The organism is Elusimicrobiota bacterium (genome assembly GCA_018816525.1).
GTDB lineage: Bacteria > Elusimicrobiota > Endomicrobiia > CG1-02-37-114 > XYA2-FULL-39-19 > OXYB2-FULL-48-7.
The window spans coordinates 1-15222 of sequence record JAHIVV010000054.1; the positions used below are offsets into that span (position 1 = coordinate 1).

Below are 15222 nucleotides of genomic sequence, written 5' to 3' on the forward strand. Positions count from 1 at the left end.
GTAATTCATTTTAAACCCCATTTGCATAATCTAACCTCCATGATTGGGCTAGATTATACTTGATTTAGTTATTTATAGGGTTACATTCTTAAATGACTTAACGTTGGGTGTTCGGGTTACATTATAGATGACTTAATACGCTCACTTGACAATTTATAAAATAATTGTTACAATGTTCACACATTGAACAATATTTACTAAAAAAGGAGAAATTGCTAAAATGAGTCAATTTAACACAACAGAACAAGGGCAGGAATTAGATTTAGTATCATTAGTAAGGATCATGCTGAAATACAAATATATGCTATTGGTTATTTGTTTAATATGCCTATCTATAACTGCATTCTATTCAATCAGGAAACCCCACGTTTATCAGGGTTCGGTAGTGATGTCAGCTATTGAAACAGCTATTGTATCGCAAAACGGCGATGTTCAGAAAATTGGAATTCCCGCAAGCTTTTATGAATCGTTAGTAAAAGATTCCGGATTTATTTTAAAAGTGTTACAATCAATAAGTATGGAAAAAAACCCGGGAAATGCCGAATCTATAGCGAAAATGATAAGGGTTGAAAAAGACAGAGACCCGAGAATATTAAAAATAAGTTTCGAGGGCGAAAATAAAGACGATGTGAAAAAAATAATGGAGGGCATTACCAATATACTATTGGAAACCAATACTCAGCTTAGAAAAGGCGAGCTGACAAGATCCGAAGATTATATTCTTTCTCAAAAGGACTCCTTTGAAAGAGAATTGTCTGATATTGAGAAAAAACTTTCTGAATATCAAAAATCTGCGAATTTATCAATTTTAAATCAAAGGGTTGTTGATAAACTGACCTTAAGAAGCCAGTACGAAATGGAATATACTAAACTCATAAATGATATCCAAAGCGAAGAAGAAAATCTGAAAGAAATAACAAAACATTTTAAAAACGAAGAAAGAACTTATAAACTTGTCAGGTCTTTAAGTGATGAAGTCGCTTTTCAGCAAATTACGTCTAAGATGGCAAAAAAGGAAATGTCTGATTTACTTACATTAAAATTAGAAAGTGAAACCTTGAACCCCTTGTACGAAAATTTGAAGGAAAGATTGATAAATACGACTATTGCGTTATCTAATTATCAGGTCAGAAAAACAATCCTAGAAAAAGAAACAAAAAAAATCGTCACTGAACTTGAAACTCTTCAAAATGAGTTAATTGAAAAACAAAACAAAATGAACAAATTGAATCGCGAATACGACCTTACTAAAGATCGCTACAAGGAATTTTCACAGAGAGAAGCTGTAACCAGAGCTTATGCACCCTTAAGCATTGGGAACGTTTCTATTTTAACACCTGTCTATATTTCAAATGAGCCTAAAAGTATTTTTTTGATTAGAAACCTTGCGCTGAGCTGTTTTTTAGGCCTATTTTTTGGAACAGTGCTGTCCTTATTGATAGAATATAAGGAAGAAATTTTGCCCAAAATAAAAGCAAGGCAATAATTTGCGTATAACTATGCATAAAACAGAAATATCTGAAAAAGAGTTTGTCATCATAAAGGAAATTTCCAATAATCACCTATCCCACCAGAGAATCATCTCAAAAAATACAGGAATATCCTTAGGATTGACAAATCTCATTATCAGGCAACTCATAAAGAAAGGCTTAATAAAAGCGAAACAGCTAAACAAAAGAAAAGCTCAATACATCCTTACTCCAAAAGGATTTGTCGAAAAGGCAAAAAAATCATATTCTTACACCCTTAAAACTATCCAGATTATTCGTTCAGTTAAGGAAAATACACTACAACTCATTACATTTTATCAAGAAAAAGGAATAAAAAATTTTGTAATTCTAGGCAAAAATGAACTGTCTGAAATTGTCGAAAATGTTTTTAAAACTATTAAATGCGACGATATGAGTTATTCATTACTCCCTGATTATGATTCTTCGCTATTACAAGGTAAAGAAAACACGCTTTTTTTAATTACAGAAAATAAAAATATTAGCCTGAATAATTCCGTAAATCTTATTAACCGCTTATCAGAGTCGGATATTTTTGTAAATAATTAAATCAGAGGCAAAAAAATGAATAAAGCTTTTTTTAAAAACAGGAACGTTTTTGTTACCGGATGTAGCGGATTCCTCGGCTCCTGGCTGGTAAAATACCTTGTAGAAGCAGAAGCCAACGTCACAGGGCTGGTGCGTGACTGGGTACCAAGGTCAAAATTATTATCTGACGGAAACTTTAATAAAATCAATATTGTGTGGGGCGAACTCCAGGATTATGCGCTTATAGAACGAATTCTTACAGAATATGAAATAGACACGGTCTTTCACCTTGCTGCGTTAACAATAGTAGGGGTCGCTAATAAAAACCCTCTTATTACTTTTGAATCAAATATAAAAGGAACCTGGAACATCTTGGAAGCTTGCAGGAAAAACCCGCTAGTCAAAAGAGTACTTGTTGCGTCAAGCGACAAGGCTTACGGAGAACAAGCAAAATTACCCTATGATGAAAACGCTCCGCTTGAAGGCAATCACCCTTACGACGTTTCAAAAAGCTGCGCTGACCTGTTATGCAAAACATACCACAATTCATATAAACTCCCTGTTTGCGTAACCCGATGCGGCAACTTTTACGGCGGCGGCGATTTGAATTTTAACAGGATCATCCCGGGGACGATACTTTCAGTCCTCAATAATCAACAGCCGATAATCAGAAGTGACGGGACCTTCATTAGGGACTACTTTTACATTGAAGACGGTGTTGAAGCTTACCTTCTGCTGGCAGAAAAAATGGAAGAATTAAAAATACAAGGTGAAGCGTTTAATTTTAGCAGTGAAATCCGCGTAACAGTCAAGGAATTGGTTGAAAAAATTATCAAACTGATGGGAAGCAACCTTAAACCCATTATTTTGAATGAAGCTTCAAATGAAATAATAAATCAATATTTGTCTGCCGAGAAAGCGCATAAAAAACTTAACTGGCAGCCCAAGTATACTTTAGATGAAAGTTTAAAGAAAGCCATAGCCTGGTATACCGCTTTTAATAAAAGGAGATAGCATGTCTTTTTGGAAGAATAAAAAAGTAACTATAACCGGAGGCGCCGGTTTCCTTGGCTCTCATCTTACGAAAAAACTTCAAAAAAATGGTTGCTCTAACATATTTATTCCCAAAATTGAAGACTACAATCTCGTAAACATGACAGACGTGTCAAAGATGTATAAGAATTCAAAACCGGATATCGTTATACATCTTGCCGCTGTAGTAGGCGGTATCGGCGCAAACAGTGAAAACCCCGGTAAATTTTTCTATGATAACCTAATGATGGGCGTACAATTAATGGAAATTGGCAGACAAGTCGGCGTTGAAAAATTTGTGGCACTGGGTACTATATGCTGCTATCCTAAATTCACCCCCATACCTTTTAAAGAAAACGACCTTTGGATAGGATATCCGGAAGAAACTAATGCCCCCTATGGCCTCGCAAAAAAAATGCTTTTGGTGCAGTCTCAGGCTTACCGCCAGCAATACGGTTTTAATTCGATATTCTTAATGCCCGTTAACCTTTATGGGCCCGGTGATAACTTCGACCCAAGATCTTCGCATGTAATTCCTGCGCTGATAAGAAAATGCATAAATGCAATTGAAAAAAAGGAAAAAGAAATTATTGTTTGGGGTACGGGCAAAGCAACCAGAGAATTTCTTTATGTTGAAGACGCCTCAGAAGGAATAATGCTTGCTACCGAAAAATACAATAAATCTGACCCGGTTAACCTCGGGGCAGGTTTTGAAATTTCTATAAAAGACCTCGTTGAACTTATTGTAAAATTGACCGGTTTTCAGGGAAAAATTACATGGGACTCGACAAAACCGGACGGACAACCTAGAAGGAGCCTTGACACTTCAAGGGCGCAAAAAGAATTCGGGTTCAAGGCAAAAACAAATTTTGAAGAAGGGTTGAAAAAAACTATTGATTGGTATAAGAAATCATTAGGAGAAAATAAATGAAAGTAGTAATCCTTGCTGGCGGCAGAGGAACCCGAATTACTGAGGAAACTCAAGCTATTCCAAAACCAATGATTGAAATCGGGGGTAAGCCAATAATCTGGCATATAATGAAAACTTACTCTCATTATGGTTTTAACGAGTTTATTATTTGCCTGGGCCATCTTGGTTATGTAATCAAAGAATATTTTTCTCATTATTTCCTGCACATGAGCGATATGACAATAGACATGGAAACTAATGAAACCAAAATCCATTATTCTAATTCTGACCCCTGGAAAATAACGCTGATTGATACAGGCGTAGACACTATGACGGGGGGAAGATTAAAAAGAATTGAGAAATACGTCAAAAATGAAACATTTATGTTAACCTACGGCGACGGTGTTAGTGACGTCAATATTGCCAAATTGCTGGAAACACACGAAAAAAACAAAAAACTTGCTACTCTGACCGCAATTCAAACGTCCGGGAGATTTGGCGTTTTGGACATTAGTAAAAACAACCACGTTAAAACATTTCTTGAAAAACCAAAAGGTGAAAATTCCTGGATAAACGGCGGCTATTTTGTACTGGAACCCGAAGTATTTAATTATATCAATAATGGCGATGCTACAATATGGGAAAGAACCCCGCTTGAAAACATATCAAAAGCTAACCAGCTCATATCGTATAAACATAACGGTTTCTGGAAATGTATGGATACCTTGAGGGATAAGATTGAACTGGAAAAACTTTGGGATTCAGGAAAAGCTCCCTGGAAAATATGGAAATAAGAGTTGCTGATTTTATCACAAATAAATTATATGAGGCTGGTGGGGAATATATATTCCTTGTTTCCGGCGGAATGATTATGCATCTTACAGATGCTATATTGCAGCATAAAAAAATAAAGTATATTTGCTTTCAGCATGAACAGGGTGCGGCCATGGCAGCTGAAGCTTATGCCCGCTTTACCGGAAAATTGGGAATAGTTTATGCTACAGCCGGCCCGGGCGTTCTAAATACAATTACCGGCGTTGTCGGAGCTTATGTTGATTCTTCTCCATGCATAATTGTTGGAGGACAATCGAAACTCTCTCTGGCTAAAGTTAAAGGCCCGAGACAATTTCCTTTACAAGGGTTTGACAGCCTTCCATTATTTAAACATATAACCAAATATTCCATTTTGTTAGACGATCTATCAAGAGTACGCTATGAAGTTGAAAAATGTATTTCCATGGCAAAAGCTCATAGAGTTGGCCCAGTATACATAGAATGTCCTGTTGATCTTCAAGGTGCATTTTTTAATCCGAACAAATATGAAGGATATTCTCAATCTTCAGAAACTTTAAACAATAATAAGGCATTGAATAAACAATTGGAAATTATCAAGAGCGCTCTCACGCAAAGTAAGCAACCATGCATCCTTGCTGGAGCAGGAGTGCGCCTTTCAGGTGCAAATGAACTTTTTCTTAAATTCGTAAATAAAATTGGAATTCCTGTAATTACTTCAAGATTGGGGATGGATTTAATCGATAATAAACATCCACTATTTGTAGGCAGGCCAGGAACTTATGGTGACAGGCCTGCTAATTTTACAGTGCAAAATTCCGATCTTCTGCTTATTTTGGGCTGCAGGCTTGGCATTGGCCTGGTAAGTTATGATTTTCAAAATTTCGCACCTTTCGCAAAAAAAATCATTGTTGATATCGATGAAAATGAATTAAATAAACCTTCAGTGAAACCTGATATTGCTGTTAAAACTGACATTTCATTATTTTTGAAAACACTTTTGATAAAATTGGGACATTATCGGTTTAATGGTTACTCGTGGATAAAACGAACACAAGAATGGAAAGATAGATATCCTGTTGATTTACCTGAATATTTAAATGAAAAAAATGGGATAAATTCTTATCATTTTATGAAAGTTTTTTCTGAAAAAATGTCTAAAAATGATGTTTTTGTAGTTGATACCGGTTCCTGTTTTCATGTACACGCACAAGCCTTCAAAGTAAAATATGGACAACGTCATATAATTACTGGCGGCCTGTCAACAATGGGTTATATGCCGGCTGTTATAGGGGTCGCTGCTTCAAATAAAGGAAAAGATGTTTATTGTATTACCGGAGATGGATCTATTCAAATGAACCTACAGGAATTACAGACAGTAGTACATTACAAATTACCTGTAAAATTTATTGTTTTTAATAACAATGGTTATCTTCTTATTCGTCATACACAAAAAAACTTCTGTAATGGGCGGCTTATGGGTGAAAGCCCAAAAACAGGTGTAAGTTTCCCTGATATGAGAAAAATAGCAAGAGCTTACGGGATCGATTATATCAGGATTACAAGACTTTCAGAACTTAATTCAAAAATTGAAAAAGTAAAAAAACATAAAGGATCAATTATTTGTGAAGTTATTACACCTCCAAATCAGCTATTAATTCCTAGGATTGCTTCAAAAAAATTGGATAATGGCAAAATGGTATCAATGCCTTATGACGACATGTTCCCTTTTTTACCTAGAGATGAATATAAAAATAATTCTCTTTAAAAAAAGAAAGCGTTATGCATAACAATTCAAAAAAGCTAAAAGTCGCAATTATTGGAAGCGGCCTTATTGGGACTGATCTTTTAGTCAAGTTGATGAGATCTAACCATTTGGAATGTTCTGTTTTCATCGGCAGAAATACCCAGTCCAGGGGAATGACAAAAGCAATCAGCCTTGGGGTACCGATTTCTGATAAAAGCATAGATGCAATAACTTCTAACCCTGATATTTGTGATATTGTTTTTGATTGCACTTCTGCCTCGGGACATAAAGTACATGCACCAATTTTAGAAAAACTTGGCAAAATAGCCATTGACCTTACACCAGCGAATGTGGGGAAAATGTGCGTCCCTGCGGTAAACCTTACAGAATGCCTTTCTTATAACAACGTCAACATGATAACTTGCGGCGGGCAGGCTTCAATCCCATTAGCCTATGTCATCGGGCAGACCCAGAAAGACGTTGATTACATCGAAGTAGTATCAACTATTTCATCACGCAGTGCCGGGCCGGCAACAAGAGCCAATTTGGATGAATACATAGAGACAACCGAAAAAGGATTAGCTCACTTTTCAGGCGCAAAAAAAACGAAAGCAATTCTTGTCCTCAATCCAGCTCAGCCATGCATAAATATGCAAACAACCGTGCGGGCTTATGTGAAGAAACCGGAAATTGATAAATTAAATACAGAAATAACAAAAATGATAAAAAAAATACAAACTTATGTTCCCGGGTATTCGCTCGTTGTCCCTCCAATGATCGAAAACAATAACATTATTTTAATGATCAGGGTCCAGGGGCTTGGAGATTATCTGCCAAGTTATGCGGGAAACCTTGATATTATCAATTGCGCAGCAATCGCAGCTGCAGAAGAATACGCAAAATCAAAATTGAACGTTAAGGACTGAGATGAAAAAAATATTAATTGCCGATCCAACTTTAAGGGATGGGTCTCATGCAATTCAACACAAGTTTAGCACAAAAGTAATAACTACTTACTGTAAAGCTGCGGAAGCGGCAGGTATTCCTATTATTGAAATAGGCCACGGGAACGGGCTTGGAGCTTCTTCCATACAAGTCGGACAAAGCCTGCTTTCTGATTTAGAAATGATCAGAACCGCAAGGGAGAATTTAAAAAACACAAAACTTGGAATTTTCGACCTTCCAGGCTACGCAACAATTAACAAAGACCTTAAACCGGCAATTGAAGCTGGAGTGGATGTAGTTAGAGTAGGGGCTCACTGCACTGAAACTGATTTGACTCAACGCCATCTGGGTTACGTAAGAGAAAAAGGCAAAATAGCGCATGCCGCTGTCATGATGGTACATATGGCACCCAAAGAAACTTTAATTGAAGAATGCCTAAAAATGGAATCTTACGGCGCACAAGGGATAATACTGATGGATTCTGCCGGCGCATTCCTTCCCGTTGACGTAACTGACAGAATAAGCGCGCTTGTTAATTCCTTAACTATACCTGTAGGCTTTCATTCACACAATAATCTGGGTATGGCAGTTGCAAACTCTATAGCAGCAGTTGAAGCAGGCGCTTTAATTCTTGACGGTACTGCGCGGGGGCTAGGTGCAGGTGCAGGCAACACGCCTATAGAAATTTTGGTTGCGGTTCTTCACAAAATGGGCTATGAAACTGACATTAACCTTTATAAAATACTTGATGCAAGCGATATTATAGAAAAAGAATTACCGGATTTTAAACCAAGTATAAAACCTATCAGCATTATAAGCGGTTTGGCAGGAGTGTTTTCGGGTTTTTCGAAACATGTGGAGCGTATATCAAAAGAATACGATATTGATCCAAGGGATGTATTTATAGAATTGGGAAAAAGAAAAGTGGTTGCCGGCCAGGAAGATTTAATTGTAGAGGTAGCCATTGAATTATCGACTAAGAGGGAAAAATGATGAACACGCGGACTATTGAAATAGTAAAAAACGATTGCAGCCAGATACTTACCCAGAAACATGTAAAGACGCTCGAAAAATTAAAGAACGAAAAAATATTTATCACAGGCGGAACCGGGTTCATTGGTACCTGGTTAGCTGAATTAATTGCTTTTTTAAACGACAATTATAGGTTTAATACAAACATGGTACTGATGTCAAAAAATGCTTTTAGTTTCAGTTCCAAAGTTCCGCATTTAACAACAAGGAAAGATATAGTTCTCATTGAAAAAGACATAAGAGACTTTTTTGAGCTTCCCGATGATGTGTCCTATATAATACATGCGGCTGCTGATCCTGATAACCGCAAACATTCATCTGAACCCATAAAAACTATGGAAGTCATCTCCAAAGGAACGGATTCTATTCTTTCCGCAGCAACCAGGCTGTCAAATATAAAAAGTATACTCAATATCAGTTCAGGCCTTATTTACGGAGGCCAGCCTTTTGACTTAGAAAGAATCTCCGAATCGTTTCATGGAGGCCCCGATTGTGATTCAATCGTTTCTATTTATTCTGAAGCTAAACGCTATACTGAAACTTTATGTACAGCCTATAGAAACCAATTTAAATTACCGATACTCACTGCCCGCCCGTTTGCATTCCTTGGCCCTTATCAACTAATCGATAAACCCTGGGCAATCAACAATTTCATCAGAGACAGCCTGTTAGGCGGGCCTATAAGGATCCTTGGCAATGAAAATACTGTAAGAAGCTATATGTATGCTTCAGATATGGCTTTCTGGTTTTTAAGCATACTTTCTAACGGCAAGGCAGGTTTAGCCTACAACGTCGGAAGCCCTAACAGCATAACGCTTAAAAATCTAGCAGAAAAAATATCCAATAATTTTCCGAATAAAATTAAGATCGTTTCTGAACTTCCTCCTAATAAGAACGCTGATAAATCCAGGTTTGTCCCGGATACTACTTTAGCCAATGAATTTTTAGGATTGAAAGAAACGGTTGATATTGAAGATGCCCTGAGGCGGACTATTACCTGGTACCATGAATTTTTAAAATGAAAAAAAATAAAAAGAACATTCTTATTACCGGAGCAAGGGGATTCATAGGGAAAAACTTAATTGAGCATTTATTGAGTTTTTCTTCATCCAAATATTCACTTTTTTATCCTTACCATTCAGAACTAGATTTATTAGACTGTGAAAAAGTTCAAGCTTATCTCAAGGATAAAAAAATAGACACTATAGTTCACTGCGCTAATACCGGAGGAACCAGAAAAACCGCATATGATGCCGGCAGGACGGATGTAACATCAAATAATCTAAGGATGTTTTTTAATTTAGCTCATTGCTTAAACTCAAATATGAAGCTGATAAATTTAGGCACCGGGGCTGAATACTCAATTAAAAATTATAAGCCGAAGATGCCTGAAAACTATTTTGATAAATATGTACCTGAAGATGCTTATGGGTTCTCCAAATATATTTGTTCAAAATTCGCAGAAAAATCAAGCAATATTGTAAGCCTGCGCCTTTTTGGCGTTTATGGTAAATACGAAGATTATGAATACAAATTCATATCAAACTCAATTGTTAGAAACTTGCTTGGCCTGCCTATTGTTATATCGCAAAATGTCTTATTTGATTTTAGCTATATCAACGATTTAGTAAAAATAATAGAGTATTTCATTAAAAATAAGCCGAAATACAATACTTACAATCTTGTAACCGGTAAACCAATAGACCTTATAACAATTGCCAAAAATATTAATGATATTTCTTTAAATCCTTCTAAAATTGTTATTAAGCACCCCGGGCTTAACACCGAATACAGCGGCTCAAATATAAGATTATTGAAGGAAATAGGAAATTTTACTTTTACACCAATTAACCGGGCACTTAAAAATTTATATTCATGGTACAAAGACAATATAAACAAAATAGATAAAAAACTTATATATGAGGACAAATATATTCAATACTGCAGAGTAAAATAAGGGACATAGTCATGACAAAATTAAAAGAAAATTTAATTAGAGAAGAAATTTTAAAAAAGGTTAAAGAGTATCATTTTTCGAAAATACCCCAAAAGTTTATTCCGGGTGAAACTTTAGTAAATTATGCCGGTAGAATTTATGACGAAAATGAATTAATGAATCTTGTAAGCTCTTCATTGGATTTTTGGTTGACTGCAGGGGAATATGCCCAGAAATTCGAAAATAAGTTAGCCGAATTCTTGGGTGTAAAATACTGCCTTTTGAATAATTCCGGTTCTTCAGCGAATCTGCTCGCTATTTCCGCGCTAACTTCACCCAAACTTAAAGAAAAAAGATTAGTTCCGGGTGACGAAGTAATAACAACTGCCTGCGGTTTTCCTACTACGTTGAACCCTATAATCCAAAATAATTTGATCCCTGTATTAATAGATGTTGATTTAGGAACCTACAATATTAAAACAGAAAATATCGAAAAAGCAATCACAAAAAAAACAAAAGCAATATTTATTCCTCATACATTGGGAAACCCCTTCAATATTGATAAAGTCCAACAGATCGCAGAAAAACATAATTTATGGCTTGTTGAAGACAATTGTGATGCGTTAGGTTCCAAATATAAAGGAAAGCATACCGGCACGTTCGGCCATTTATCAACTTGCAGTTTTTATCCTGCACACCATATAACCATGGGAGAAGGGGGCGCTGTTTTAACCAATGATCCTTTATTAAAAAAAATAGTTCTTTCTTTAAGAGATTGGGGCAGGGATTGCTGGTGTGAACCAGGCCATGATGACAGCTGCGGCAAAAGGTTCAATCAAAAGTTCGGTAAACTCCCTTTTGGTTACGACCACAAATATGTATATTCACACATTGGTTATAATTTAAAACTCACTGATATGCAGGCCGCTATAGGTCTGGCGCAATTAGACAAACTTCCAGCATTTATCAAAAAGAGAAAGAAAAATTTCAGTACTCTTTTCGAGCATCTAAAAAAACATGATAAGTTTTTACTTTTGCCTGAAAAAACAGAATACTCAGATCCCAGCTGGTTTGGCTTCCCGATTCTGGTAAAGCAAAATGCTCCTTTTAAAAGAAACGATATCGTAAGCTTTTTAGAAAACAATAAAATAGCTACCCGTATGCTTTTTGGCGGGAATCTTATTAAACAGCCGGCTTATCAGGATATTAAATATAGGATTTTTGACAATCTGAATAACACGGATAATGTCATGGACAATTTATTCTGGATAGGCGTATATCCCGGTATAACAAATGAAAAATTAAAATATATCTTTAAAATAACGAATAGCTTTTTTAATGGTCTCAAAACTTTAAAATGAATAATGTTAATTTGGAACAAAACATTCTGCTTTCTATTTGTATCCCTACCTGGAACAGATATTCCCTTTTAAAAGATTTATTATCAAATCTTTCAAAACAATTAGAAAATACCGATAATGTAGAAATTTGCATCAGCGATAATGCTTCAATTGACCAAACCAGAGATTTATCAAACGAAAGCCAGTTCAACTTCAAGTATTTATCTATAAATCATAATAACGAAAACATAGGCTTTGATAGAAATGTTATATACGTATCAAAAATGGCCAAAGGAAAATATGTATGGCTTTTATCAGATGATGAAGTACTTTGTAAAGATTGTATTAAAAATATTTTAAACTTGATCGAACATTATGAACCCTCTGTAATAGCCTTAAATTTTTTAAGGATAACAATATACGGAGAAATGGTGCCGTTCTTTGCCATAAAGGAAACCTTAATTATTGATAAATTAACACCTAAATTGAACCCTTTGACATATCTGAGTAAAATCACCTCCATTGTAGTAAAAAGAGACAATATTGATTATTTGAAGCTTGAAGAATTCATAGGGTCTGAATTCATACATAGTGCGCTTGCAATCACTTGTTTGGTAAGACAATGTAAAATGATCGTTACCAGCGAACCATTTACCGAAGAATTGAAGACGCTTTATGTAATAAGATTCAGCCCAAAAAAACTTTTACTTAAAATGATAAAGTTCGGGGGTAAACTCGCAAAATATACACCTTTTGATGAAAATACTTACACCAAAGATTCAGTTCAACTTTTAGGCATTTATTATGGCTGTAAACAAGGAAATTTCATTGCACCTGATAGATTTCACGTTTGGGATTTACTTCCTTTAATATCAAGAATCCGGTTTAAAATCTTTTCACCTTTAATCCTAAGGAGAATTGTTTCAATTCTGTTGCCAAAATTCCTTATTCAAATAATTGATAATTTAAGAAATTTAAAACTTCCTACAGAAAAACATAATAGATTAAAAAAACACAAACAATTCATAAAACATTGGAAGATCGATGAATAAAATACAAGATGCCTCGGTATTATTGATTGGAAGAGTATTACAAATGGTAGCTGCTGTTATCAGCCTAAGATTACTGACTACTTTTCTGCTTCCAAACGAAGTTGGGCGCTATTATATCATCCTTAGCGTAATTGCATGGTTCGGCGGAGTTTTTATCAACCCGATATGTATGTATGTAAGCAGAAAATTGATAGAATGGAATTTAGAAGGTTTATCGCGCAAATATATGCTAAAATTCGCTGTTTATTTAATTTACATCACCGCTTTCAGTCTAATATTAACTTTAATATTTTTGAAATTATTTGGAATAGGCACAAACGTTAGTTATTTTTGGATGTCATCAATACTTGTTGGTAATTTATTGTTTGTCACTTTAACAGGTACCATGCTGAATAATTTGAATATTTTAGGACATCGTATATATTTTGTTTTATTCACAAATTTGACTTTGTGGTTCGGCTTGGCTATTTCTATTCTATTAGTAAAGTTTTTTTCGCCGCAAGCAGAATACTGGATTTTTGGGTCAATTATTTCGAATGTTATAATTCTGCTATTTTCCGCCTTTATTCTATGGAAAATGCTAAATGTTTCTACAAATAACGACGATCTTCCCTATAAAAATGATAAAAGTTTTTCATTTTTAGTTGTATTTAAATTTTCAATCCCATTAGCAGTTACGGTATGTTTTTATTGGCTTCATACGCAATCTTACCGTTTTATACTTGGTTTTAATAGCCAGGAAAACCTGGTTGGCTTATTTGCAGCCGGTTATTCAGTCGCAGCCGGAATAATGATTGCTTTTGAAAATTTGTTCGGGCAATTCTATAATCCCTACTTTTTTAATCAAATTGCTAATAAAGACAAGCAGCAAAAAGCAATCGCATGGAATAAATACGCTGATTGTTTCATCCCGTCAATTGTTATCATGGGAGTATTTATATCTTGTTCAGCACACTTTTTAATAAAAATATTTGTTGGCAGTAAATTTCAAAATGTTCCTTATATCGTTTTAGGAGCCGCTTTAATTGAAACTGTAAGACTCATAGGCAGTTCTTATTATATGGCAGCGCTCGCTCAAATTGACATGAAAATACTTGTGGTGCCTCAATTTATTGGAGCCGCAATAGTTCTACTTGGAATATTCACAACACTTCAAATAAACCCATTTGCTTCAATAATTATTTCTATGCTTCTTGGATATATTGTAACTGTTGTTTTAGTTGATCTAAAATTAAAGAATGAACTGCCTGTTAAATTTCCATGGGTCAGATTTTTCAAATCTTTTAGTCTAATGATTCCATTTATAGTGTTAACCCTACTACTTACAATTTTGATACCAATACCTAATTTCAAACAATCGCTTTTAGTAGTCTGTTTTGGCGGTGTTTATATGATTCTAGCCCAATACATTATTTCTAAATCATGGTTGTTTGAAGGATTAAGATTAAAGGGTGATATAGCTTGAAAAATATTAAAATTCCAAATTGTCCGGTATGTGGTTCTACAATTTCCAAAGTACTGTATACTGACCGTAATCGAAGGGACGGGATTGACTGTTCAGGAACTTATGTCAAATGCAATAATTGTAAATTAATTTACTTGAATGAACGGCCGGAATGGGAAACAATTGCCGGATATTATTCTTCAACTGAATCTAAACATACAAATACGGGTATTGTGAATTTGGCCGAAGTATTAACAAAAAGTAAAGTTCCCTTTTGGAAAAAAATTTTGAGAAAATTTATTTCACGCCCACATTCCTGGCCAATAAAGGAAGTTGAAAAAGGAACTTTTAATATACTTGATATTGGCTGCGGCTGCGGAGCTAAATTGCTAGAATTTAATCAGAGAGGTTATGATGTCTGGGGTTTGGATGTTGGCATTCAGTCTATTCAAAAATGCAAAGAATTATTGCCAAACGGTCATTTTATCTGCGGTGAATTACAAACAGCTGGATTACCTAAAGAGACTTTTGATTATATAAGAATTGATAATGCTTTAGAGCATATGCCCAACTGTAGCGAAGTAATTAAAGAATGTTATCAAATACTTAAAAAAGGCGGAAAACTCATTATTTATGTGCCTCACGGAAATAGTATTACAATGCGTATCCTTGGAAAATATTCCATATCATCATGGATACCTTTCCATTTACAACTTTTTACAAAAAAATCTATTTATAAATTACTGAAAGACTCAGGTTTTGATGATATAAAGACTCATTATTGTACTCCATCATCCTGGATAATTTTAAGCATATTTCAATTATTCAACAAAAATAGTACTTCTGCCATAAAAATTAATTACCCTGCATGGATTGATTTTGTAATTTATCCGTTTAATTACATATTGGACCGGTTAGGGATCTCAGAAGAATTAATAGCAGTTGGAAAGAAATAG

The 15222-nt window shown here is 35.0% G+C and carries 14 protein-coding genes; all 14 read left to right on the plus strand.

What is annotated here, in order from left to right; all coding sequences use genetic code 11:
- Positions 1-220 precede the first annotated feature (220 nt).
- The 14 genes from KKH91_05085 to KKH91_05150 are packed head-to-tail and all read left to right on the plus strand — an operon-like array spanning position 221 to position 15222.
- On the plus strand, positions 221-1486 hold the full coding sequence (locus KKH91_05085) for a hypothetical protein (GenBank protein ID MBU0952181.1): 1266 nt from the start codon (positions 221-223) through the stop codon (positions 1484-1486).
- Between the two features lie 13 nt (positions 1487-1499).
- Positions 1500-2057: a winged helix-turn-helix transcriptional regulator gene (locus KKH91_05090; protein ID MBU0952182.1), complete on the plus strand. Its 558-nt coding sequence runs from the start codon at positions 1500-1502 to the stop codon at positions 2055-2057.
- 15 nt (positions 2058-2072) lie between these two features.
- Complete coding sequence (locus KKH91_05095; GenBank protein ID MBU0952183.1) at positions 2073-3050, plus strand: GDP-mannose 4,6-dehydratase; 978 nt, start codon at positions 2073-2075, stop codon at positions 3048-3050.
- Position 3051: 1 nt separating this feature from the next.
- Positions 3052-3999 carry a GDP-L-fucose synthase gene (locus KKH91_05100; protein MBU0952184.1) on the plus strand — a complete coding sequence of 316 codons (948 nt, stop codon included), beginning with the start codon at positions 3052-3054 and terminating at the stop codon, positions 3997-3999.
- On the plus strand, positions 3996-4772 hold the full coding sequence (gene rfbF / locus KKH91_05105; GenBank protein MBU0952185.1) for a glucose-1-phosphate cytidylyltransferase: 777 nt from the start codon (positions 3996-3998) through the stop codon (positions 4770-4772). Before KKH91_05100 ends, rfbF begins: the two co-directional genes overlap by 4 nt.
- Entirely contained in the window at positions 4763-6538 is a 1776-nt protein-coding gene (locus KKH91_05110) for a thiamine pyrophosphate-binding protein (GenBank protein ID MBU0952186.1), read from the plus strand. The genes rfbF and KKH91_05110 overlap by 10 nt, the downstream gene beginning before the upstream one ends.
- 14 nt (positions 6539-6552) lie before the next feature.
- On the plus strand, positions 6553-7443 hold the full coding sequence (locus KKH91_05115) for an acetaldehyde dehydrogenase (acetylating) (GenBank protein MBU0952187.1): 891 nt from the start codon (positions 6553-6555) through the stop codon (positions 7441-7443).
- Position 7444: 1 nt separating this feature from the next.
- On the plus strand, positions 7445-8455 hold the full coding sequence (gene dmpG, locus KKH91_05120; GenBank protein ID MBU0952188.1) for a 4-hydroxy-2-oxovalerate aldolase: 1011 nt from the start codon (positions 7445-7447) through the stop codon (positions 8453-8455).
- Positions 8452-9516 (plus strand): NAD-dependent epimerase/dehydratase family protein, encoded by a 1065-nt coding sequence (locus KKH91_05125; protein MBU0952189.1) that lies wholly within the window; start codon positions 8452-8454, stop codon positions 9514-9516. The genes dmpG and KKH91_05125 overlap by 4 nt, the downstream gene beginning before the upstream one ends.
- Positions 9513-10451, plus strand: coding sequence for an NAD(P)-dependent oxidoreductase (locus KKH91_05130; protein MBU0952190.1), 939 nt, complete (start codon positions 9513-9515; stop codon positions 10449-10451). Before KKH91_05125 ends, KKH91_05130 begins: the two co-directional genes overlap by 4 nt.
- Positions 10452-10462: 11 nt before the next feature.
- Positions 10463-11791, plus strand: a complete 1329-nt coding sequence (rfbH, locus tag KKH91_05135; GenBank protein ID MBU0952191.1) for a lipopolysaccharide biosynthesis protein RfbH — start codon at positions 10463-10465, stop codon at positions 11789-11791.
- A complete protein-coding gene (locus KKH91_05140; protein ID MBU0952192.1) occupies positions 11788-12822 on the plus strand; it encodes a glycosyltransferase family 2 protein in 1035 nt (344 codons plus the stop codon). Before rfbH ends, KKH91_05140 begins: the two co-directional genes overlap by 4 nt.
- Positions 12815-14287, plus strand: coding sequence for a hypothetical protein (locus KKH91_05145; protein MBU0952193.1), 1473 nt, complete (start codon positions 12815-12817; stop codon positions 14285-14287). The genes KKH91_05140 and KKH91_05145 overlap by 8 nt, the downstream gene beginning before the upstream one ends.
- Positions 14284-15222 (plus strand): class I SAM-dependent methyltransferase, encoded by a 939-nt coding sequence (locus KKH91_05150; GenBank protein ID MBU0952194.1) that lies wholly within the window; start codon positions 14284-14286, stop codon positions 15220-15222. Before KKH91_05145 ends, KKH91_05150 begins: the two co-directional genes overlap by 4 nt.

Excerpts from the sequence above, each read along its gene's own strand:
- KKH91_05085 (MBU0952181.1), top strand. The coding sequence starts at position 221 with ATGAGTCAATTTAACACAACAGAACAAGGGCAGGAATTAGATTTAGTA.
- KKH91_05090 (MBU0952182.1), top strand. The coding sequence starts at position 1,500 with ATGCATAAAACAGAAATATCTGAAAAAGAGTTTGTCATCATAAAGGAA.
- KKH91_05095 (MBU0952183.1), top strand. The coding sequence starts at position 2,073 with ATGAATAAAGCTTTTTTTAAAAACAGGAACGTTTTTGTTACCGGATGT.
- KKH91_05100 (MBU0952184.1), top strand. The coding sequence starts at position 3,052 with ATGTCTTTTTGGAAGAATAAAAAAGTAACTATAACCGGAGGCGCCGGT.
- rfbF (MBU0952185.1), top strand. The coding sequence starts at position 3,996 with ATGAAAGTAGTAATCCTTGCTGGCGGCAGAGGAACCCGAATTACTGAG.
- KKH91_05110 (MBU0952186.1), top strand. The coding sequence starts at position 4,763 with ATGGAAATAAGAGTTGCTGATTTTATCACAAATAAATTATATGAGGCT.
- KKH91_05115 (MBU0952187.1), top strand. The coding sequence starts at position 6,553 with ATGCATAACAATTCAAAAAAGCTAAAAGTCGCAATTATTGGAAGCGGC.
- dmpG (MBU0952188.1), top strand. The coding sequence starts at position 7,445 with ATGAAAAAAATATTAATTGCCGATCCAACTTTAAGGGATGGGTCTCAT.
- KKH91_05125 (MBU0952189.1), top strand. The coding sequence starts at position 8,452 with ATGATGAACACGCGGACTATTGAAATAGTAAAAAACGATTGCAGCCAG.
- KKH91_05130 (MBU0952190.1), top strand. The coding sequence starts at position 9,513 with ATGAAAAAAAATAAAAAGAACATTCTTATTACCGGAGCAAGGGGATTC.
- rfbH (MBU0952191.1), top strand. The coding sequence starts at position 10,463 with ATGACAAAATTAAAAGAAAATTTAATTAGAGAAGAAATTTTAAAAAAG.
- KKH91_05140 (MBU0952192.1), top strand. The coding sequence starts at position 11,788 with ATGAATAATGTTAATTTGGAACAAAACATTCTGCTTTCTATTTGTATC.
- KKH91_05145 (MBU0952193.1), top strand. The coding sequence starts at position 12,815 with ATGAATAAAATACAAGATGCCTCGGTATTATTGATTGGAAGAGTATTA.